The organism is Amycolatopsis sp. SID8362 (genome assembly GCF_010550475.1).
Taxonomy (GTDB): Bacteria; Actinomycetota; Actinomycetes; order Mycobacteriales; family Pseudonocardiaceae; genus Amycolatopsis; species Amycolatopsis eburnea.
Window position 1 is genome coordinate 1 of sequence record NZ_JAAGNB010001109.1, and the last position, 19,294, is coordinate 19,294.

Consider the following 19,294-nt stretch of genomic DNA (forward strand, 5'->3'; position numbering starts at 1 on the left):
TCCCGCGCAGCGAAACCAGCCCGACGCCGAACCGGCCGGCCCGGGTGACCGCGCGGTCCATCGCGTCCCCGACGGCCCACAGCCCGGACGCGTGGCGGTAGTCGATCAGCGCGGCGGCGCCACGGTCGGCGATCATCAGCGGCTGGGCGTGCGGCACGACGTCGCCGTTTTCCAGCAGCGGCAGGTGGACGCGGGTCAGGTCGGCGACCCCGGTGTCCGGCGAGCCGGTCAGGTCGCCGTGGCAGAGCGCCTCGGCCGCGATGCGCGCGCGGACCTCGGGGAAGCCGTGGGCGGCGAAGACGTGCGCCACGAGGGTGACCAGCTCGTCGGCGCGGACGCGGGGCCAGGCCTGTTCCGGGATCGGGGTTTCCGGCGGCTCGGCTTCGAGGACCGGGGGTTCGGGGCGGGCGGAGCGGAACGGTCTGAGGGGCACTGCTCCGAGCTTGCCCAAGCCGCGGTTGGGGCGTCAACGCGCTGGGGCCGGGCCTACCCGACCGTGTGATCGAGGGGTCGGAAGAGTCGTACCCTGGGCGGCATGTGCCGAAACATCACCACCCTCCGGGGGCTCCAGCCGGCCGCGACGGGCGAGGAGATCGAGGCCGCGGCCCGCCAGTACGTCCGCAAGGTCACCGGCGTGCAGTCGCTTTCGGACGCCACGCGCGAGCCCTTCGAAGCCGCGGTCGCCGAGATCACCGCGATCACCACGCGGCTGCTGGAGCAGCTGCCCGAACGCCGTCAGCCCCCGGCGACCGTGCCGCCGTTGCGGCGTCCCGAAGTCCGGGCGCGGATCGCCGCGAAAGCCTTGCGACAGCCCTGATCCCGCGCCGCTAGGGTGGCGGCATGGGTGGACAGGCGTTGGTGCTGGGCGGCGGCGGGGTCGCCGGGATCGCGTGGACGACGGGGTTGCTGACCGGGCTCGCCGAGCACGCGCAGGACCTCACCGGAGCCGATCTGATCGTCGGGACGTCGGCGGGGTCGGCGGTCGCCGCGCAGGTGACCAGCGGGCTGCCGCTGGCCGAGCTGTTCGCGCGCCAGGCCGACCCGGCGCGCCAGGCGCCGGAGATCCCGGCCGACATCGACTTCGAGAAGTTCGCCGCGGACTTCGGCGGCGCGGTCACCGGCACCACGGACCCCGCCGAAATCCGGCGCGCGGTCGGCCGGCTGGCCCTGGCGGCCGAAACGGTCTCCGAGGCCGACCGGCGCGCCGTGATCGAAGCGCGGCTGCCGGTGCACGAGTGGCCGGAGCAGCGCCTGGTGATCGTGGCGGTGGACGCGGAAACCGGCGAACCCCGCCGCTTCGACCGCGCGTCCGGCGTCTCCCTGGTCGACGCCGTGGCGGCGAGCTGCGCGGTCCCGGGCGTCTGGCCGGCCGTGACGATCGACGGCCGCCGCTACGTCGACGGCGGCGTCCGCTCCGGCGAGAACGCCGACTACGCGACGGGCTTCACCCGCGTCACGGTCGTTTCGCCGCTGGGCCTGGATTCGCCGCTGCCGATGGAGAAGCCGCTGCTCACGGTGCTGGACGAGCTGCGCGCGGCCGGCGCGGCGGTCGCGCTGATCACCCCGGACGAAGCCTCGGTGGCGGCGATCGGCGAGAACCCCTTGGATCCGTCGACGCGGACGCCGGCCGCCGAAGCGGGCCGTGCCCAGGGCGCGGCACTCACGCTGAGCTGGGCCTAGACCGCCGGATCGCCAGCCGCAGCCCGACGTTGCCGGCCACGAACCCCACCGCGCAGACACCGAAGATCCACAACCCGGGGATGCGCAGCTCGCCCCGGGTCTCGGCCGCGGGCTCCTCGTCGTGCGGCCAGTAGCGGACCTCGAGCCGGGCGCCACGCGGGTAGTTCCGGCCGACGCGCACGTCCCGGTAGCGGGGGCCGCCCGGTTCGTCGACGCGCGCGACCGCCGTGGTCCGGTCGACGACCCGCTCCACGCTCGCGGTGGCCACCAGCGAACCGGACCGGTCCTTGAGCGTGCCGCCGATGATCATGGCCGCGAGCAGGGAACCGAGCATGACGGCCAGCGAGACGGCCGCGACCGCGCCCCGCAGCAGGCCCGGCGCGTCCCCCGTCACCTCCGGCGATGTCATGCGATGAGCACGCCGTGAAGGCCGCCGCGGTTGCCCCGGCGAGGCGGCGGACTCCGTCGGCTACCCTCGTGGGCAGGGGTAGCGTGTCCGAGCGGCCGAAGGAACATGTCTTGAAAACATGCGAGGGGGCAACCTCTCCGTGGGTTCGAATCCCACCGCTACCGCACTGAGCACCCGGGCGCCGGCCGCGCCCGGGTTCAGCCTTCGGTTTCCGTGAGGTGCTCCAGCACCCGCTCGAACGCCCCCGCGATCGTCGCCTGCTCGTGCGGGCTCAGCAGGTCGATCAGGTGCTCGCGGACGCCTTCCACGTGGGTCGGCGCGGCCGTCTTCAGCAGGGCCATGCCGTCTTCGGTCAGCTCCGTGATGACGCCGCGCTTGTCCTCGGGGTCGCGCGCCCGCCGGACCAGGCCGGTCTCCTCGAGCCGGCCGACCTGGTGGGACAGCCTGCTCTTCGTCGAACCCATCATCAACGCGAGTTCCGACATCCGCATCCGGTGTTCCGGCTGGATTTCGAGGCAGACGAGCACTTCGTAGTCGGTCAGCGACACCTCGTGCCGGTCGGTCAGCTCGCGGTGCAGCCGCTGCCGCAGCCGCAGCGTCGCGACTATGTAGGAGCGCCACGCAGCCATCTCGGCTTCGTCCAACCACCGCACAGGTCGCTCCTCGGTCATAAGGCAGCGTAGAACGCTGATCAAGCGAGCGCGCCAACCGAGTCCGATCCGTCCGCCGGAGAAGACACCACCGCAACATCGCCCGAAGGTGGGGTTACGAAAAGGTTGAGACTCGGCCGGAAAAGGCGCATTCTGCTTGTCGGCGGACGGTTTACCAGGTATCCGGCGCGGCGACGGCGACGGGCCGGCCCGGTGCCCCGCCAGGAGAGGTCAGGTGGTTGCGTGACGGGTGATCCTCGCGGTTGACCGCTTGCTGCGTCCCCGCGACCGGAACGGATTCTGACCGGGTCGGGCGCGACTGTGAGCAGCATGAGCGCGGGCTTCTACGGTGCGTTCACGCATTCGGCGTCGATCGGGCCTGTTTCCGGTCACGGCCTCGGAAGCCGTGACGGCAGCGCCTGAACGCCGGCCCGGATGCGGCCAACCGCTCGACGAAACAGAACCTCGGTACAACGCCTGGGTGCGGCCGTCAGCGCGACGGCCGCGCCCAGGCTCGTTAATATCTGCGGGTGAGGTTCGACGACGACGCCGGCCTGGACGCCTCAGAGGTCCAGGACCTGCGCGGTAGCGGCGGTGGTGGCGGCGGCGGGATCGGCGGCCGCGTGGCGCTGGGCGGTGGCGGGCTCGGCGTGGTGGGCCTGATCATCTACTTCGTGCTCTCCCAGCTCGGCGGGGTCAGCCTCGGCGGTGGCAGCGGGAGCGGCTTGAGCGGCGGGCTCGGCAGCGTCGGGTCCGGCCAGCAGGTCGACAACACGAAGCTGTCCAGCGAGTGCAAGACCGGCGCCGACGCCAACAAGAACCACGACTGCGCCATCGTGGCGATCGTGAACTCCGTCCAGGACTACTGGACGCAGCAGTTCGCGCGGTCCGGCTCGACCTACCAGAAGGCGCCGACCAAGTTCTTCAACGGCGGCGTGCGCACCGGGTGCGGCAGCGCCACCTCCGACACCGGCCCGTTCTACTGCCCGGCGGACTCCGACGTCTACATCGACCTGTCGTTCTTCGACGAGCTGAAGACGCGCTTCGGCGCGCAGGGCGGCCTGTTCACCGAGGCGTACGTGCTGGCCCACGAGTACGGCCACCACGTGCAGAACCTGCTCGGGACGTCGAAGAAGGGCACCGGCACCGGCCCGACGTCCGGTTCGGTGCGGCTGGAACTGCAGGCCGACTGCTACGCCGGCGTCTGGGCGAACCACGCCTCGACGACGCCGACCGAGAGCGGCAAGCCGCTGATCACCGACGTCACCCAGGACGACATCGCCTCCGCGCTGGACACCGCGTCCCGCATCGGCGACGACTACATCCAGGAGAAGCTCGGCGGCGGCCAGGTCGACCGCTCGAAGTTCACCCACGGCACGTCCGCGCAGCGCAAGAAGTGGTTCACCACCGGCTTCCAGACCGGCGAACCCGCCCGCTGCGACACCTTCGGCACGAACAACCTGGGCTGAGAACACGAAGAAGGGGCCGCCCCAGCTCGGGACGGCCCCTTCTTCGTGCGTTACGCGGTCAGCGCGTGCGGGTCGCCCGCGGCGTGCGCCGTGAGCGAGCGCTGCGTCGAACGCTTCTGCGCCGTCAGCGACTTCGCCGCGGCCGTGCCGGGCTTGACGCCGTTGATGCTCTCGGTGCTCGTCGCGTAGACGCCGAGGGCCCAGGCGACACCGTCGGCGTTGCGGTCCAGCGCGACGCGGTCGACGTTGCCGAGGTTGTCGCAGGCCTGGTGGTAGCACGGGTCGAACGCGATGCCGGCCGTGCCGCCCCACTTCGCCGCCTGCGCCGGGGTCTTCAGGACCTCGGCGCCGGTGTCCAGGCCGCCGGCCGGGATGCCGACGGCGATGAACTCGCCGTAGTCCGAGCGGCCGGTGAAGTCGGTGCCCTCGACGGACACGCCCCGCCCGGCCTGCATGAAGTCGACGAAGGTCTTCTCGATCTGCGCCGAGCCGTACGGACCCGCACCCGCGCCGACGCCGTCGGAGTTGTCGCCGTCGTAGGCGAAGTAGCCGGCGTTCGGCGAGCCGATCATGTCGAAGTTCAGGTACAGCGCGATGTCGAGCTGCTGCTCGAAGGTCAGCTGGTCGACGTAGTAGGTCGAGCCGATCAGGCCGAACTCCTCCGCGCTCCAGAAGCCGAACCGGACGCCGTTGCTGACCTTCGGGCTGCTCCCCAGTTGCAGCGCCGTCTCGAGCAGGGCCGCCGAGCCGGTGCCGTTGTCGTTGATGCCCGGGCCTGCCGGGACGCTGTCGAGGTGCGACCCCAGCATCACGACGTTGTCCTTGCGGCCGGTCTTGGTCTCGGCGATGACGTTGTAGCTGGTCCGCGCCTCCTGGAAGGTCCGCAGCTCCAGCGTCACGTTCTGCCCGCCCAGCGTGGCCAGCTGCGCGCCCGCGGCGGCCGTCACGCCCCCGGTCGGGATCTTCGCGTTCTCCGGGCCGCCGAGCGTCCCGTTCAGCGCGCCGTCGGTGTTGTTGTAGACGATGGCGCCGATCGCGCCCGCCGCGGCGGCGGTCTGCTGCTTCTGGGCGAACGAGCAGCCGCCGCGCTTGATCAGCGCGATCTTGCCGGCGACGTCGGCGGTGTAGTCGGTGGCCTCGCAGCCGCTGGTGTCGTCGACCGCGACCACGGCGAGCGGCGCGGTGATGCCGCCGACGGGCGTCGAGACGGTGTACTCCATGGCGATGACCGGGACGTCCTGGCCACCCGCGGTCAGCTTCTCGGCCAGGGTTTCCGAGTAGGTGAACGGGAACTCCTGGCGGGTCACCTGGAAGCCGGCCGCCTCGAGCTTGGTGGCGATGTACTCGGCGGACTTCTGGTGGCCCGCGGTGCCGGCTGCCCGCGTACCGCCGTTGGTGTCGGCGATGCGCTGCAGGGCGATCAGGTGCCGGTTGACCCCGTTGACGTCGACCTTCTTGACGAGCTGTTTCGCCAGAGCGGGACCGTCGGGGGCCGTGGTGGCGGCGGCGGCCGGGGTGAGGCCGAGCACCAGTGTCGCGCCGGCGGCCAGTGCCATCGGCGGGACGAATCTCTTTCGGAAGAGTGACATGGTTGCTCACCTTTGTTCCGAATGCGTAGTACGTCAATGCGTCATTCGGCGGGAACTTCGGCGCCCGGGATACAGTCGACACATGTACGCGATCACCATCCGTGAACCAGGTGACCCGGACGTTCTCGAGTGGACGGAGGTCGCGGACCCGCGTCCCGGTCCCGGCGAGGTGCTGCTGGACGTGGCCGCGAGCGCGGTGAACCGCGCCGACCTGCTGCAGCGCAAGGGCCAGTACCCGCCGCCGCCCGGCGCCAGCGAAACCCTCGGTCTCGAGTGCTCCGGAACCGTCGCGGAGCTCGGCGAAGGCGTCGAGGGCTGGAACGTCGGCGACGAGGTCTGCGCGCTGCTCGCCGGCGGCGGCTACGCGGAGAAGGTCGTCGTCCCGGCCGGTCAGCTGCTGCCGGTGCCCGGCGAGGTCGACCTGCTCGCCGCGGCCGGCCTGCCCGAGGTGGCCTGCACCGTGTGGGCGAACGTCGTGATGCACGCGAAGCTCGCCGAAGGCGAAACGCTGCTGGTCCACGGCGGCGCCGGCGGCATCGGCACGCACGCCATCCAGGTCGGCAAGGCGCTGGGCGCGACCGTCGCCGTCACCGCTGGGTCGGCCGAGCGGCTCGAGAGCTGCCGCCAGCTCGGCGCCGACATCACGATCAACTACAAGGAAGCCGACTTCGTCGAGGTCCTCAAGAAGGAGACGGGCGGCGCCGACGTCATCCTCGACAACATGGGCGCGTCCTACCTCGGCCGCAACGTCGACGCGCTGCGGCAGGACGGCCGCCTGGTGATCATCGGCATGCAGGGCGGCGTCAAGGGCGAGCTGAACGTCGGGGCGCTGCTGGGCAAGCGGGCCTCGGTGTTCGCGGCGGGCCTGCGGTTCCGGCCACTGGAGCAGAAGGCGGCCATCGTCGCCGACGTCCGGGAACGCCTGTGGCCGCTGGTGTGCGAGGGTCTGGTGAAGCCGATCGTCGGCCAGGTCGTGCCGATGGCCGAAGCCGCGTCCGCGCACCGCGCCCTGGAAGAGGGCAGCGTGTTCGGCAAGGTGCTGCTGGCCGCGAAGTCCTAGCGGAGTTCTTCGAGGACGCGCACGAGCTGGTTGATTTCGAAGACGTTGGAGTAGTGGGCGAGCCCGATCCGCACGGCGCCGCCCACTTCCCCGACGCCCAGTGACGCGAAGACGCCTGCCGCCCCGTCGTCGGCGAAGGCGCACAACCCCTGCGAAGCCAGGTACTCGGCGACCTCGGGCGCCTTCTTGCCGGCGACGGCGAAGGCGAGCGCGGGGATGCGGCGCATGGCGTTGCCGATGACCATGATGTGCCGCAGCGACAGCAGTTCCGTCGACAGCTGGGCGAGCAGGCCGGCGTGGTACGACTTCGCCGAGCCGAGCGAGGTGACCAGCCGCTCGCGTCGCGAGCCGGACGCGGCGTCGTCGAGGCCCGCGAGGTAGTCGATCGACGCGATCAGCCCGGCCAGCAGCGGGTACGCGTGCGGGCCGAGTTCGAGGCGGGCGGCACCGCGCGCCATCGGGTCGAGCGAGACGGACGGGATCCGCTCGATCAGCTCGGGGTCGCGGAAGACGAGCGCGCCCACCGACGGCCCGCCCCACGCCTGCGCGGACACGACCATGACGTCGGCGCCGAGCGCGTTGATGTCCAGCGGCAGGAACGGCGCGGCGTAGGTGGCGTCGACGACGACCAGCGCGCCGACGCGCTTGGCGAACTCGATGATCGTCGGCACGTCCGGCCGCGTCCCGACGGACCCGGACGCGAGCGTGACCGCGACGGCCTTCGTGCGCGCCGACACGAGCTGCTCGTACTGCCACGCGGGGAGTTCGCACGTTTCGATGTCGATCTCGCCCCAGCGCACGACGGCCCCGACGCGCTTCGCGGCGCGCTGCCACGGCGCGAGGTTGGCTTGTTCGTCGAGCCTCGACACGACGACCTCGTCGCCGATCGTCCAGCGCTCGGCGAGCGAATCGCAGAGCCGGCGCAGCATCACCGGCGCGCTCGGCCCGAGCACGACGGCGGCCGGGTCGGCCCCGACCAGGTCGGCCACGGCCCGGCGGGCCGCGGTCACGATGCTCTCCGCGCGTTGTGAGGCCGGAAACGCTCCGCCCGGCCCCGACACCGGGGCGCGCATCGCCGTGGAAACGGCCGAAGCGACCTGTTCCGGTACCAGCATTCCGGCGGCGCCGTCGAAGTGAATCCAGCCGTCACCCAGCGCGGGAAAGAGCCCACGGATACGAGCGACGTCGAACGCCATGTGGACACCGTACGGACGTGCGGTTTCGCCGTGCGCCCGGGGTTGGGTGGAGAGCCACCGGGAACCCCCGGAGCGGCTACGCTCGGAGACGGACACCCCGTGGGTGTCGCGGAGCGTGTCGAAGGCAAGCCAGGATGGAGCACATGACCGAGCCGAACTTCACAGCCGGTGACGCTGGCCAGGAATCTTCACCCCACGTGGTGGTCGTGGGCCCGGACGGCACCCCGGTGGGCGCGGACGAGCACCCCGAGTCGGTCGGCGACCTCGTCGAAGAACCGGCGAAGGTGATGCGGATCGGCACGATGATCAAGCAGCTCCTCGAGGAGGTCCGCGCGGCCCCGCTGGACGACGCGTCCCGCAACCGCGTGCGCGAGATCCACGAGACGTCGGTCAAGGAACTGGCGGCTTCGCTGGCCCCGGAGCTGCAGGACGAGCTGGAGCGCCTGGTCCGGCCGTTCACCGACGACTCGACGCCCTCGGACGCGGAGCTGCGGATCGCGCAGGCTCAGCTGGTCGGGTGGCTGGAGGGGCTGTTCAGCGGCATCCAGACGGCGCTGTTCGCCCAGCAGATGGCGGCGCGCGTCCAGCTGGAGCAGATGCGGCGGGGGTTGCCTGCCGGGCCGTCGGCGGGTGGTCCGGGGTCGGGGCACGAGGGACACGGGCCGGGGATTTCCGGGACGGGTCAGTACCTCTGAGGTTTCGCGGTGGGTTGTCCACAGACCGGAGGGCCTGTGGACAACCCCTGTGGACAACTCGTCTTGGGCGGGTTTTGTGTCCGGGTGCGCCGGTAGGCTGGACAAGGGCACGCCCCCCAGGGAGGGCGGGGGTCGGTTCTGGGGTCTCGAGCCGGGCAGCGTCGGCCGTCAGCGCAGTGAGCTGAAGACCGCGCGGAGGTCGCTGGCCTGGCCGAATGGCGCCCGGCCGGTGGTTTCGCCGCGATCCCGGGTCCGGAAGCCATGAACGACTCTTTCACCACGTCCGGCGACTGGGCCCTGGCAAAGTCGGGCAGCACGGCCGATCCGCCCCTCCGCGATGTCATGAAAGAGTCGTTCACCTCGCCAGACGACATGAATGACCCTTTCACGACATCCCCGCGACGCCGGGCAGACCACGCGGCCAGCCCGCGGCAGGTCACCCGCTCGCCGGCGCGACTTGCCGGGACCCTGACGTCCGGCGAGCGCTGCCTGTGTTCCCGGCGGTCGGGCGGTGCCGGCTGCTGCTGTGGTGTCGCGAGACCGCCGAACCGGCCGGTGTCTCAGCGCAGTGAGCTGAAGAACGCACGGAGGTCGCCGATCAGCGCGTCCGGTTCCTCCAGGCCCGCGAAGTGGCCGCCGCTCGGGAACTCCGTCCAGCGGACGATCTTGTCCGTTCGCTCCGCCAGTTCCCGGATCGGCAGCCCGATGTCGTCCGGGAACACCGCCACCGCGGTCGGGACCGGGTTCACCGGCGGCGGCGCTCCCCAGCCGCCCGTCAAAGCCGCGTACAGGCGGGCCGAAGAGTTCGCCGTCTCCGTGAACCAGTAGATCGACACGTCCGCCAGCAGGTCGTCGCGGTCGATCAGGTCCGCCGTCGTGTTCGAGAACGACCGGAACTTCTCCGCGATCCACGCCAGCTGCCCCGCCGGGGAGTCGTGCAGGCCGTACGCCAGGGTCTGCGGCTTCGTCGACTGGATCATCGCGTAACCCGTGCCCGTCGCCGAGAACGCCTGGCCCTTCTCCAGCGACCGCTTCCCCAGCGACTGGTCCGACAACCCCGCGAGGTCAGCCGGCGTGCGGACCACCGCCGACGGCAGCATCGTCACGTGGATGCCGAGCACCCGCGAAGGGAACTGGACCGCCAGCTCGCGCGAGATGATCGCGCCCCAATCGCCGCCGTGGGCGCCGAAGTGCTCGTAACCCAGGGACGTCATCAGCGAGGCGAACGCCCGCGCCACCCGGTCCGGACCCCAGTCCGGGGTCGGGGTCGGGCCCGAAAAGCCGTAGCCCGGGATCGACGGGACCACCACGGTCAGCGCGTCCGCGGGATCACCGCCGTACGCGCGCGGGTCCGTCAGCGGGCCGATCACGTCGAGGAACTCCACGATCGAGCCCGGCCAGCCGTGGGTGAGCAGCACCGGCGTCGCCGCCGGCTCCGGGGACACCACGTGCAGGAAGTGCACGTTCGTCCCGTCGATCGTCGTCGTGAACTGCGGGAACGCGTTGAGCCGCGCCTCCTGTGACCGCCAGTCGAAGCCCGTCCGCCAATACTCCGCCAGCTCGCGCACGTAGTCGACCGGCGCCCCGAGCCGCCAGCCCGCGCCGGACGGCTGGTCGGGCCAGCGCGTGTTCGCCAGGCGCGTGCGGAGGTCGTCGAGGGCGGCCTGGGGGACGTCGATGCGGAACGGGGTGATCGTCATGCCTCAACGGTACGAAGCATCGCGGACAGATCCGGTCCTCGATGCCAGGGAATCCAGGACGCGGTCGACGCCGAGGCCGTCCACTGTGGACGACGCCGTCGCCGACAGCGAGCGGCGCAGCGCGGCGTCCGTCAACAGCGAGCGGAGCACCGCCGTCACGGAAGGGAGCCGCGAAGCCAGCGTCTCCGCGGGGCCGAGCCCGGCCGCCAGGCCCAGCTCGAGCGCCGCCCGGTAACCCGGCTCCTGGTTGTCGACCAGCCGGACCGCCGCCGTCGGGACGCCGAGGCAGCACAGCTCCACGAACGTCACCCCGGACGCGCTCACGGCGACGTCGGTCGTCGCCAGGATGTCCAGCAGCGCGGGGCTCGGTGGGGCGACGCGGATCGACTGCCCGGGAAGCAACGAGGGCACCTCAGGCTCCCCGCGCACCAAAGCGTCCACCACGAACGGCTGCTCGGTGTCGCGAAGCGCGCGAAGCAGCAACCCGACCGTCGACGTCCATTCAGCGCCGCCGCCGAGGACCACCGTGACGTGCAGCGGCGGTCCGGCAGGCGCCCGCCGGGTCTGCCGGACGACGTCCCGCAGCGGCGCGTACTCGATCCCGCGCAGCAGCACGTCCGAGCCGTCGTCTGGCCGCGGCGAAGGCGCGAAGCTGGAGTCCACGACGATGTCCGCGGGACGGCGGCCGAAGACGTCGTCCTCGATCGACACCAGCACCGCGCCGGCCGCGTTGACCTCGGATCGCACGTCGCCGAGGCCGTAGTGGTCGACGACGACCGCGTCGAACCCCGTCGCGTCGAACGGCACCCGCGCGACGCCCAGCTCGTCGAAACGCGAAGCGAGCCATTCCGCGTTGTCGACCTGGCCCGCGAAGGAAACCGAAAAGCCCCGCGCCACCGCCCGCTCGGCGTAGGCGACCATCCGCGCGATGTGGCCGGCGCCGATCGACGCCGAGGCGTCCGCGCGCAGCAGCAGCCTCACCGGCCGACCTTCTTCTGCTCGACGTGCGCGTTCAGCGCCACCAGGTCCGGCCGCGCGCGCAGCAGCGCGACCACCGCCCGCCAGTCGCCGACGCGGTCGCCCAGCTCGGCCACCAGCGCGGACAGCAGCTCCCAGTCCTCCGCGGTGTCGAGCGTCACGCGCAGGTCGTCGGCGGCCGGGCTCACCACGACACCGGCGCACGCGTAGCGCGTGGGCTGCGAATAGATGCCCGAAGTCACGTGCTCGCGGTGGGCGCCGACCGCGGACGACACCTGCTCCAGGAGCACCTCAGCCCGCACCAGCTCGGCGTCGAAGCCGCGCGGCAGCGTCCGGACGAGGGTCGTGCTCACGTAGTCGAGGGACGGCTGGGCGCGCCACAGCGCCGCGAGCTGGCCGATCAGCGCCGGGTCCAGCAGCGGGCAGTCCGCGGTGAGCCTGATCACGGCGTCGGCGGGGTGCTCGCGCAGCGCCAGCCCGAACCGTTCGAGCACGTCGTCCAGCGGCCCGCGCACGACAAGAGCACCGCAGCGAGCGGCTTCCCGGGCGACGTCGTCGTCGGAGGCGTCCGAGGAGGTCGCGACCACCACCTGGTCCACGCCGGGCGCGGCCGCGGCGGCGCGGACCACCCAGCCCAGCACGCTGCGGCCGGCCAGCGGGCGCAGCACCTTGCCGGGCAGCCTGGTCGAGCTCGACCGGGCCTGGATGACGGCGTTGACACCGGGCGCTCCACGCATGGGTGACATGATGGCCGACGGCAACCCACCCCAAACGCGGAGGTCAACGATGTCCGAGCTGGATGGCTCCAGCATCCTGCTCACCGGCGGGACCGGTTCCTTCGGCAAGGCGTTCATCGCGCACGCGCTCGCCGAACTGAACCCGAGCCGGCTGGTCGTGCTCTCCCGCGACGAGCTGAAGCAGTACGAGACGCGCCAGCTGTTCGGCGACGACCCGCGGCTGCGCTGGTTCATCGGCGACATCCGCGACCGCCGCCGGCTCGAGCGCGCCATGCACGGCGTCGACTACGTCGTGCACGCCGCCGCGCTCAAGCAGGTCGACACCGGCGAGTACAACCCGTTCGAGTTCGTCCAGACCAACGTCATGGGCTCGCAGAACGTGATCGAGGCCGCGATCGACACCGGCGTCAAGAAGGTCGTCGCGCTGTCGACGGACAAGGCGTCCAGCCCGATCAACCTCTACGGCGCCACCAAGCTGTGCGCCGACCGGATGTTCATCAGCGGCAACCACTACGCGGCCGCGCACGTGACGCGCTTCTCCGTGGTCCGCTACGGCAACGTCATGGGCTCGCGGGGCAGTGTCATCCCGTTCTTCCGGAAGCTGGCCGAAAAGGGCGAATCGCTGCCGATCACGCACAAGGAGATGACCCGCTTCTGGATCACGCTCCCGCAGGCCGTGCGGTTCGTCGTCGACTCGTTCGACCAGATGCACGGCGGCGAGCTGTACGTGCCGCGGATCCCGAGCATGCGGCTGGTCGACCTGGCCCAGGCCATCGCGCCGGGCAGCGAGATGCACGAGGTCGGCATCCGCCCGGGCGAGAAGCTGCACGAAGAGATGATCGCCCCCGACGACGCGCGCCGGACGGTCAAGCTCGAGGACCGCTACGTCGTCCAGCCGCACCTCGCGGGCTGGGGCTACCAGGAGCCCGACGGCGGGACGCCGATGCCGGAGGGCTTCGCCTACCGCTCGGACACCAACGACCTCTGGCTGAACCCGGAGGAGCTGCGCGAGCTGGTCGAGCAGCATGGCTGAGTTCCTCCCGTATGGCCGCCAGTCGATCAGCGAAGAGGACATCCAGGCCGTCGTCGGCGTCCTGCGCGGCGACTGGCTGACCACCGGGCCAGCGGTCCAGCAGTTCGAGAACGACCTCGCGACGCACACCGGCGGGACGCCCGCGGTCGCCGTGACCTCGGGCACCGCTGCCCTGCACGTCGCCTACGCGGCCGCCGGGATCCAGCCGGGCGACGAGGTCGTCACCAGCCCGATGACGTTCGTCGCCACCGCCGCGACCGCCGCCCTCCACGGCGCGAAGGTGGTCTTCGCCGACGTCGAACCGGACACCGGCAACCTCGACGTCGAGGCGGCGAAGGCAGCGGTGACCGAACGCACGAAGGTCGTCGCCGCCGTCGACTACGCCGGCCACCCGGCCGAACTGGACGCGCTGGGCGAAATCGCCCACAACACCGGCGCACTTCTCCTGGAGGACGCCGCGCACTCGGTCGGCGGGTCCTGGCAGGGCCGTCCGGTGGGCTCGATCGCCGACCTGACGACGTTCTCGTTCTTCCCGACCAAGAACCTCACGACGGCCGAAGGCGGCGCCGTCGTGACACCCGACGCGGCGTTGCTGGACCGGGCGCGGAAGTTCCGCAACCACGGCCTGGTTCGCGACCGTGCCGAGCAGCGCTACCCGGACGAGGGCGGCTGGCACCAGGAAGTCCACGAGTTCGGCCTGAACTACCGCCTGCCGGACGTCCTCTGCGCGCTCGGGTCCAGCCAGCTGGGCAGGCTCGCGGAGTTCAAGAAGCGCCGCGCCGAGATCCACGCCCGCTACACCGCCGCGCTGAGCGACGTCGACGGCGTGGCGACGCCGCCGAGCCGCCCGGGCGCCGACCCGGTGTGGCACCTCTACCCGCTGCGGGTCCTCGAAGGCCGCCGCAAGGCGCTGTTCGAGCACCTGCGCGGCGTGGGCATCGGTGTCCAGGTCAACTACATCCCGGCGTACTGGCACCCCGTCTTCGAGGACCTCGGCTACCGGCGCGGGCTCTGCCCGAACGCCGAGGCGTACTACGAGCAGGAGCTGTCGCTGCCGCTGTTCCCGGCGCTGACGGACGCCGACGTCGACCGCGTCGTCGACGCCGTGCGCGCGTTCTTCTAGAGCAGGTCCCAGGTCAGGGGCGTCCCCTTCGCGGCGTCGACGCGGAAGGTGCGCCCCACGACCTTGGTGATCTCGGCCGGGGCCAGGCCGCCCGCGGGCCGGATCGACCTGACGTTCGCCGCGGTGACCTCGTCGCCCGCGCGGACGTCCTCGACGACGTAGAGGGACCGGCGCAGCCGCAGCCCCTCCTTCTCGCTCTCACGCGGGCCCAGCACGGGCTGCCCCAGCGCCTCCCACGCCCGGTGCGTCTCGGTCACCAGCGCGGCCAGCTCGGCCGGCTCCAGCGAGAACTCCGAGTCGACGCCGCCGTCCGCGCGGGCCAGTGTGACGTGCTTCTCGATCGCCACCGCGCCCAGCGCCACCGCAGCCACCGGCGCCCCGATGCCCGGGGTGTGGTCCGACAGGCCCACCAGCGTCTGCGTCAGGCCCGCGAGCAGCGGCAGGCCGCGCAGGTTGCTCTCGGTCGGCGACGCCGGGTAGCTCGCCGTGCAGCCGAGCACGATCAGCTGGTCGTTGCCCGCTTCGCGCGCGGTGCGGACCGCGGCGTCGATCTCGGCGACGTTCGCCATGCCGGTGGAGATGACCAGCGGCTTGCCCGTGCGCGCGCACAGCTCGATCAGCGGCAGGTCGACGATCTCCGACGACGCGATCTTGTACGCCGGCGCGTCCAGCGACTCGAGCAGCTCGACGGCCGTCGGGTCGAACGGGCTGGAGAAGATTTCCAGGCCACGCGACCGCGCGCGTTCGAACAGCGGCGCGTGCCACTCCCACGGCGTGTGGGCCTTTTCGTACAGTTTGTACAGGTTTTCGCCGCCCCACAGCTCGTGGGTCTCGCCGATCCGGAACGCCGGGGTGTCGACGTCGATCGTGATCGTGTCGGGGCGGTAGGTCTGCAGCTTGACCGCCTGCGCGCCGGTTTCCGCGATGGCGTCGATGATCGACAGCGCGCGGTCCAGGTCGCCGTTGTGGTTGCCGGACATCTCGGCGATGACGAAGGGCGCGTGGCCGGGGCCGATCGTGTGCGCGCCGAACCGGATGTCGTGCATGGTGCCTCCCCGGGGTGGACTGCGGGTCAGCTCAGAGTCTTGCGCAGCTGCCGGAAGCCCTCGACGGCAGGCGCGGCTTCGGCGTAACCCGCCTTCTCGAACAGCTTCCCCGAAGCCGCGTTGTCCTGGTGGACGGCGGCGAGCACGGTCCGGACGCCGAGGCTGTCCCGGGCGGCCCGCTCGCCCTCGGCGAGCACCGCGCCGGACAGGCCGCGGCCCCGGCTTTCGGGGGCCAGCGTGATGCTCACCTCCCAGCCGTCGCCGTCGCGCCGGTCGAACCGGACGGTGCCGACCGGCGCCTCCTCGTCTTCGACGACGAGCAGCAGCCGCTGCGGGTCGGCCAGCACCCCGCGCAGCCACGCGAGGTGCTCGTCGAGGGCCACCACGGCCGTCGAGCGCGACGACCGGCGCGTACGCGGGTCGTTGCGCCAGCCCAGCAGCAGCTCGGCGTCCGCTTCGGTGGCCTCCCGGGCGTGCAAGCTACTGGGCGACGGGCTCTTCGACCCGGTCCTCGAGGCGGCGCAGCCGGTCCTCGTAGCGGGAGATGCCCGCCAGCCGGACCCGGATCTGCGCGTGCTGCCGCTGGATCTCCTCGATCAGCGTGCGGGCCTCGGCGATCTGCGGCGCGTCGGCCTTCGGCACGAGCGACATCGACTCGCGCAGCGTCTCCAGGCGGCCTTCCTGGGCGGCCACGTGCGGGATCAGGCGGTCGAGCTCGGCACGGGCCCAGCGCAGGTCGCCCCGCGCTTCTTCGAGGTTGCGCTCGGCGTTGTCGAGCCGGCGCCGGTGGTCGGCGGTCGCGTGCTCGAGGTTGTTGACGCGGTCGGCGAGCGCGCGGGTGCGTTCGTCGACGCGGAAGTCGATGAGCCGGGCGAGCCGGTCGACGAAACCTCTGCCGAGTTTCTGCACAGCCATGGTGATCCTTCGAGTCGGTGGGGACGCGCGATCAGCGCAGGAGGGTGGTGTCGCCGGTCTTCGTCCAGGAGTCCAGCAGCCGCCCCTCGGCGGCGATCTGGTGCTCCGGGCCGACGATGCAGGAGTCGCCGGCGGCGTGCTCCCACGAGGTCTGGTCCGGGTTGTCGATGAACGAGAACCCGGTGAGCACGAGCTGCGCGGTCGGGAACGACGTCCGCGCGATCCACGCAGCCAGCGTGCCGGTGGTCGACCACGTCGGCTCGTCGCGGGTCGGCAGGCCCAGCGCGTCCGACAGGGGCAGCACGACGTCGCGGTTCGACACCGGGACCGCGCCCAGGTCGGCGGGCCACCAGCCCGGCAGGTCCTCCGGTTCCCAGTGCATCCGGCCCGGCTCGACCAGCAGGTAGAGCCGCTTGCGGTAGTCCTGGAAGACGTGCGGGGTGGCCCGGATCGCCCGGTTGAACACCACGACGTGCGTCCGGGAGCCGACGATCTCCTCCCCCGGCTTGTCGACGACGAAGCCGTTGACCCGGATGACCAGGTCACAGGCATCGATCGCCTTCGCGCGCTGGGGGTCGGGCGGGAGCGGCTGGTTGCCGACGACGGCCACCGAGCGCGGGTCGGGCCGGTCGGCGTACGCCGCGAGCAGGTTGACCATCAGGCTCGCCGCGCCGAGAGCAGCAGTCATAAGCCGAGAAAGTACCAGCACAAAGGTCACCTGCTACCGCGTATCGGTCACTCGGCTCTACCACAGCGGCGGGGTGGCCCGGACGCCGCTCATCCCATCGGTACCCTCGTCCACGTGCATGCCACCAGCACGGTTCAGGCCGCGAACTCCCCCGTAGCGACGCCGGCACCGCCGACGTCGGACAGCAAGACGTTCGCGCGCGCCTTCGCCGACATCAAAGCCGGGTTCAAGGCTCGCGAGCTGTGGGGACACCTCGGCTGGCAGGACATCAAGCAGCGCTACCGCCGCTCGGTGATCGGGCCCTTCTGGATCACGATCAGCCAGGCCGTCATCGCGCTCGGGCTCGGGCTGCTGTACTCCCAGCTGTTCAACACCCCGATCCAGGTGTTCCTGCCCTACCTGTCCACCGGCTTCATCCTCTGGGGCTTCATCAGCGGCTGCCTCGCCGAGGGCATGGAGACGTTCATCGCGAACGAGGGGCTGATCAAGCAGCTCCCCGCGCCGCTGAGCGTGTACATGCTGCGCACGGTGTGGCGGCAGTCACTGCTGCTGGCGCACAACATGATCGTGTACGTCGCGGTGCTGGCGATCTTCTTCACGTCGCTGGACAACCAGTACTCGCTGGGGTCGAAGGACGGCCTCTGCGCGGCCGGCCTGTACTGCCACCCCGGCCTCAGCTGGACCGTGCTGCTGGCCATCCCGGGCTTCCTGCTGCTCGCGCTGAACGCGGGCTGGGTGACGCTGCTGCTGGGCATCATCTCGACCCGGTTCCGCGACATCCCGCAGGTCATCAACTCGCTGATCCAGCTGCTGTTCTACGCCACGCCGATCGTCTGGCCGGTGGACCAGCTGCTCGCGGGCGGTGCCCGCGCGAACGCCTCCTGGGCACTGCCGATCATCCAGCTCAACCCGCTGTACCACTTCATGCAGGTGGTCCGGGCGCCGCTGATCGGGCAGTCCTTCACGCCCGGCAACTGGATCGTCGTCGGCGGCATCACCATCGTCGGCTGGGCGCTCGCGCTCGTCGCGATGCGCAACTACCGTGCCCGCGTCTCCTACTGGGTGTGACACATGGTCTCCATTGACGTTCAGAACGCCTTCGTCGACTTCCCGATCTTCGACGCCAAGACCCGCTCGATGAAGAAGAAGGTCCTCGGCAAGGTCGGCGGCAAGATCGGCACCGACACCAAGGTGCCGATCATCGAAGCGCTGCACGACGTGACGCTTTCGCTGCGCGAAGGCGACCGGGTCGGCCTGGTCGGCCACAACGGCGCGGGCAAGTCCACGCTGCTGCGGCTGCTCGCCGGGATCTACGAGCCGACGCGCGGTTCCTCGCGGATCGAGGGCAAGATCGCCCCGGTCTTCGACCTCGGCGTCGGCATGGACCCCGAGATCTCCGGCGAGGAGAACATCATCATCCGCGGCCTCTTCCTCGGGATGACGGCCAAGGAGATGGAGAAGCGCGTCGACGACATCGCGGAGTTCACCGAGCTCGGCGACTACCTCCAGATGCCGCTGCGAACGTACTCGACGGGTATGCGCGTGCGGCTGGCGCTGGGCGTCGTCACGTCGATCGACCCCGAGATCCTGATCCTCGACGAGGGCATCGGCGCGGTCGACGCGGCGTTCCTGAACAAGGCCCGCGACCGCCTCAAGGACCTCGTGAAGCGCTCCGGCATCCTGGTCTTCGCCAGCCACTCGGACGAGTTCCTGTTCGAGCTCTGCGATTCAGCCATCTGGATGGACGAAGGCCACCTCAAGCAACAGGGTTCGCTGCGGGACGTCCTCACTTCGTACAAGGGGCGCGACCCCTTCGAGAACATGAGCCAGGAAACCTTGGAGCGCTTCGGCATCGAGCCGGTGGCGACGACGAACGGCGGCGAATGATGATCAGCGAGACGCGGCAGCTGCCCGACGGCGCGGTCGTCGGCGTGGTCGTCACGCGGCACCGGCGCGAGCTGCTGGCGGACTCGCTGAAGGTCATCGCGGCCCAGACGCGGCCGGTCGACCACCTGGTGGTGGTCGACAACGGGCCGGACGACTCGGCTCGCGAAGTCGTCGAGAACTACCCGCTGCCGAGCACGTACCTGCCGTCGCACCGCAACCTCGGCGGCGCCGGCGGATTCGCGCTGGGCATGCTGCACGCGCTGTCGCTCGGCGCGGACTGGGTCTGGCTGGCCGACGACGACGGCCGCCCGGCCGACGAGAACGTGCTCGCGATCCTGCTGGAGGAAGCGGAAAAGCGGGACCTGGCGGAGATTTCGCCCGTGGTGTCCAACATCGACGCCCCGGACAAGCTCGCGTTCCCGCTGCGCCGCGGCCTGAC

The 19,294-nt window shown here is 71.2% G+C and carries 22 protein-coding genes and 1 tRNA gene; 11 read left to right on the forward strand and 12 right to left on the reverse strand.

The genetic code is table 11. The features are described 5' to 3' along the window. Window positions 1-433, reverse strand: a 433-nt coding sequence (locus G3I65_RS34620; protein ID WP_309235880.1) for an Ldh family oxidoreductase, incomplete at its 3' end; no start/stop codon positions are given. A 102-nt stretch (window positions 434-535) separates the two neighbouring features. Here G3I65_RS34620 and G3I65_RS34625 point away from each other — a divergent pair. Together G3I65_RS34625 and G3I65_RS34630 are read left to right on the forward strand one after the other, a co-directional pair. Further along, on the forward strand, window positions 536-817 hold the full coding sequence (locus G3I65_RS34625; protein ID WP_160699832.1) for a DUF2277 domain-containing protein: 282 nt from the start codon (window positions 536-538) through the stop codon (window positions 815-817). 23 nt (window positions 818-840) lie between these two features. Next, complete coding sequence (locus G3I65_RS34630) at window positions 841-1,680, forward strand: patatin-like phospholipase family protein (protein WP_166640954.1); 840 nt, start codon at window positions 841-843, stop codon at window positions 1,678-1,680. On the opposite strand, the gene G3I65_RS34635 is transcribed toward G3I65_RS34630, so the two are convergent. Beyond that, on the reverse strand, window positions 1,661-2,089 hold the full coding sequence (locus G3I65_RS34635) for a hypothetical protein (protein WP_160699833.1): 429 nt from the start codon (window positions 2,087-2,089) through the stop codon (window positions 1,661-1,663). The genes G3I65_RS34630 and G3I65_RS34635 overlap by 20 nt on opposite strands. Window positions 2,090-2,166: 77 nt before the next feature. Here G3I65_RS34635 and G3I65_RS34640 point away from each other — a divergent pair. Beyond that, window positions 2,167-2,253 (forward strand) — tRNA-Ser (locus G3I65_RS34640). A 33-nt stretch (window positions 2,254-2,286) separates the two neighbouring features. Here the strand turns inward: G3I65_RS34640 and G3I65_RS34645 are convergent. Then, on the reverse strand, window positions 2,287-2,760 hold the full coding sequence (locus G3I65_RS34645) for a MarR family winged helix-turn-helix transcriptional regulator (protein WP_166640955.1): 474 nt from the start codon (window positions 2,758-2,760) through the stop codon (window positions 2,287-2,289). A gap of 509 nt (window positions 2,761-3,269) precedes the next feature. Between G3I65_RS34645 and G3I65_RS34650 the strand changes: the two genes are divergently transcribed. After that, window positions 3,270-4,208, forward strand: coding sequence for a neutral zinc metallopeptidase (locus G3I65_RS34650; protein ID WP_125305930.1), 939 nt, complete (start codon window positions 3,270-3,272; stop codon window positions 4,206-4,208). Window positions 4,209-4,258: 50 nt separating this feature from the next. Here the strand turns inward: G3I65_RS34650 and G3I65_RS34655 are convergent, their stop codons facing one another. Further along, window positions 4,259-5,797 (reverse strand): M28 family metallopeptidase, encoded by a 1,539-nt coding sequence (locus tag G3I65_RS34655; protein WP_203612600.1) that lies wholly within the window; start codon window positions 5,795-5,797, stop codon window positions 4,259-4,261. 82 nt (window positions 5,798-5,879) lie between these two features. Here G3I65_RS34655 and G3I65_RS34660 point away from each other — a divergent pair, with 82 nt between their 5' ends. Further along, on the forward strand, window positions 5,880-6,857 hold the full coding sequence (locus tag G3I65_RS34660; RefSeq protein WP_160699835.1) for an NAD(P)H-quinone oxidoreductase: 978 nt from the start codon (window positions 5,880-5,882) through the stop codon (window positions 6,855-6,857). Here the strand turns inward: G3I65_RS34660 and G3I65_RS34665 are convergent. Then, entirely contained in the window at window positions 6,854-8,053 is a 1,200-nt protein-coding gene (locus tag G3I65_RS34665; protein WP_160699836.1) for a cysteine desulfurase-like protein, read from the reverse strand. The genes G3I65_RS34660 and G3I65_RS34665 overlap by 4 nt on opposite strands. A 134-nt stretch (window positions 8,054-8,187) precedes the next feature. Between G3I65_RS34665 and G3I65_RS34670 the strand changes: the two genes are divergently transcribed. Further along, entirely contained in the window at window positions 8,188-8,748 is a 561-nt protein-coding gene (locus G3I65_RS34670; protein ID WP_160699837.1) for a bacterial proteasome activator family protein, read from the forward strand. 560 nt (window positions 8,749-9,308) lie between these two features. Here the strand turns inward: G3I65_RS34670 and G3I65_RS34675 are convergent. The 3 genes from G3I65_RS34675 to G3I65_RS34685 are packed head-to-tail and all read right to left on the reverse strand — an operon-like array spanning window position 9,309 to window position 12,172. Beyond that, on the reverse strand, window positions 9,309-10,448 hold the full coding sequence (locus tag G3I65_RS34675) for an epoxide hydrolase family protein (RefSeq protein ID WP_160699838.1): 1,140 nt from the start codon (window positions 10,446-10,448) through the stop codon (window positions 9,309-9,311). A gap of 3 nt (window positions 10,449-10,451) precedes the next feature. After that, on the reverse strand, window positions 10,452-11,429 hold the full coding sequence (locus G3I65_RS34680; RefSeq protein ID WP_160699839.1) for a spore coat protein: 978 nt from the start codon (window positions 11,427-11,429) through the stop codon (window positions 10,452-10,454). Further along, window positions 11,426-12,172, reverse strand: coding sequence for a cytidylyltransferase domain-containing protein (locus tag G3I65_RS34685; protein ID WP_166640956.1), 747 nt, complete (start codon window positions 12,170-12,172; stop codon window positions 11,426-11,428). Before G3I65_RS34685 ends, G3I65_RS34680 begins: the two co-directional genes overlap by 4 nt. Before the next feature lie 40 nt (window positions 12,173-12,212). Between G3I65_RS34685 and pseB the strand changes: the two genes are divergently transcribed. Together pseB and pseC are read left to right on the forward strand one after the other, a co-directional pair. After that, entirely contained in the window at window positions 12,213-13,196 is a 984-nt protein-coding gene (gene pseB / locus G3I65_RS34690; RefSeq protein ID WP_125305937.1) for a UDP-N-acetylglucosamine 4,6-dehydratase (inverting), read from the forward strand. Then, a complete protein-coding gene (pseC, locus tag G3I65_RS34695) occupies window positions 13,189-14,319 on the forward strand; it encodes a UDP-4-amino-4,6-dideoxy-N-acetyl-beta-L-altrosamine transaminase (RefSeq protein WP_160699841.1) in 1,131 nt (376 codons plus the stop codon). Before pseB ends, pseC begins: the two co-directional genes overlap by 8 nt. Here pseC and pseI read toward each other — a convergent pair. Genes pseI through G3I65_RS34715 form a run of 4 tightly spaced genes read right to left on the reverse strand, consistent with a single transcriptional unit; the run spans window position 14,316 to window position 16,938 of the window. After that, the gene (pseI, locus tag G3I65_RS34700) at window positions 14,316-15,365 is read right to left on the reverse strand and encodes a pseudaminic acid synthase (RefSeq protein WP_160699842.1); all 1,050 of its coding nucleotides are present in this window, start codon (window positions 15,363-15,365) and stop codon (window positions 14,316-14,318) included. The two genes, pseC and pseI, sit on opposite strands and share 4 nt — an antisense overlap. A gap of 26 nt (window positions 15,366-15,391) precedes the next feature. Then, on the reverse strand, window positions 15,392-15,844 hold the full coding sequence (locus G3I65_RS34705; protein ID WP_160699843.1) for a GNAT family N-acetyltransferase: 453 nt from the start codon (window positions 15,842-15,844) through the stop codon (window positions 15,392-15,394). A gap of 1 nt (window position 15,845) precedes the next feature. Next, window positions 15,846-16,280 carry a hypothetical protein gene (locus G3I65_RS34710; protein ID WP_160699844.1) on the reverse strand — a complete coding sequence of 145 codons (435 nt, stop codon included), beginning with the start codon at window positions 16,278-16,280 and terminating at the stop codon, window positions 15,846-15,848. A gap of 31 nt (window positions 16,281-16,311) precedes the next feature. Beyond that, window positions 16,312-16,938 (reverse strand): glycosyltransferase family 29 protein, encoded by a 627-nt coding sequence (locus tag G3I65_RS34715; RefSeq protein ID WP_125306012.1) that lies wholly within the window; start codon window positions 16,936-16,938, stop codon window positions 16,312-16,314. 144 nt (window positions 16,939-17,082) lie between these two features. Here G3I65_RS34715 and G3I65_RS34720 point away from each other — a divergent pair, with 144 nt between their 5' ends. From G3I65_RS34720 to G3I65_RS34730, 3 genes are all read left to right on the forward strand, one after another. After that, complete coding sequence (locus G3I65_RS34720; RefSeq protein WP_160699845.1) at window positions 17,083-18,036, forward strand: ABC transporter permease; 954 nt, start codon at window positions 17,083-17,085, stop codon at window positions 18,034-18,036. 3 nt (window positions 18,037-18,039) lie between these two features. After that, complete coding sequence (locus tag G3I65_RS34725; RefSeq protein ID WP_086864297.1) at window positions 18,040-18,855, forward strand: ABC transporter ATP-binding protein; 816 nt, start codon at window positions 18,040-18,042, stop codon at window positions 18,853-18,855. Beyond that, a partial coding sequence (locus G3I65_RS34730) for a glycosyltransferase (protein WP_163046803.1) occupies window positions 18,855-19,294 on the forward strand: 440 nt, incomplete at its 3' end. The genes G3I65_RS34725 and G3I65_RS34730, both read left to right, overlap by 1 nt.

What these genes read in the sequence shown, in the direction of transcription:
- G3I65_RS34625 (WP_160699832.1), top strand. Translation starts at nt 536, where the DNA reads ATGTGCCGAAACATCACCACCCTCCGGGGGCTCCAGCCGGCCGCGACG.
- G3I65_RS34630 (WP_166640954.1), top strand. Translation starts at nt 841, where the DNA reads ATGGGTGGACAGGCGTTGGTGCTGGGCGGCGGCGGGGTCGCCGGGATC.
- G3I65_RS34635 (WP_160699833.1), bottom strand. Translation starts at nt 2,089, where the DNA reads ATGACATCGCCGGAGGTGACGGGGGACGCGCCGGGCCTGCTGCGGGGC.
- G3I65_RS34645 (WP_166640955.1), bottom strand. Translation starts at nt 2,760, where the DNA reads ATGACCGAGGAGCGACCTGTGCGGTGGTTGGACGAAGCCGAGATGGCT.
- G3I65_RS34655 (WP_203612600.1), bottom strand. Translation starts at nt 5,797, where the DNA reads ATGTCACTCTTCCGAAAGAGATTCGTCCCGCCGATGGCACTGGCCGCC.
- G3I65_RS34660 (WP_160699835.1), top strand. Translation starts at nt 5,880, where the DNA reads ATGTACGCGATCACCATCCGTGAACCAGGTGACCCGGACGTTCTCGAG.
- G3I65_RS34665 (WP_160699836.1), bottom strand. Translation starts at nt 8,053, where the DNA reads ATGGCGTTCGACGTCGCTCGTATCCGTGGGCTCTTTCCCGCGCTGGGT.
- G3I65_RS34670 (WP_160699837.1), top strand. Translation starts at nt 8,188, where the DNA reads ATGGAGCACATGACCGAGCCGAACTTCACAGCCGGTGACGCTGGCCAG.
- G3I65_RS34675 (WP_160699838.1), bottom strand. Translation starts at nt 10,448, where the DNA reads ATGACGATCACCCCGTTCCGCATCGACGTCCCCCAGGCCGCCCTCGAC.
- G3I65_RS34685 (WP_166640956.1), bottom strand. Translation starts at nt 12,172, where the DNA reads ATGTCACCCATGCGTGGAGCGCCCGGTGTCAACGCCGTCATCCAGGCC.
- pseB (WP_125305937.1), top strand. Translation starts at nt 12,213, where the DNA reads ATGTCCGAGCTGGATGGCTCCAGCATCCTGCTCACCGGCGGGACCGGT.
- pseC (WP_160699841.1), top strand. Translation starts at nt 13,189, where the DNA reads ATGGCTGAGTTCCTCCCGTATGGCCGCCAGTCGATCAGCGAAGAGGAC.
- pseI (WP_160699842.1), bottom strand. Translation starts at nt 15,365, where the DNA reads ATGCACGACATCCGGTTCGGCGCGCACACGATCGGCCCCGGCCACGCG.
- G3I65_RS34710 (WP_160699844.1), bottom strand. Translation starts at nt 16,280, where the DNA reads ATGGCTGTGCAGAAACTCGGCAGAGGTTTCGTCGACCGGCTCGCCCGG.
- G3I65_RS34715 (WP_125306012.1), bottom strand. Translation starts at nt 16,938, where the DNA reads ATGGTCAACCTGCTCGCGGCGTACGCCGACCGGCCCGACCCGCGCTCG.
- G3I65_RS34725 (WP_086864297.1), top strand. Translation starts at nt 18,040, where the DNA reads ATGGTCTCCATTGACGTTCAGAACGCCTTCGTCGACTTCCCGATCTTC.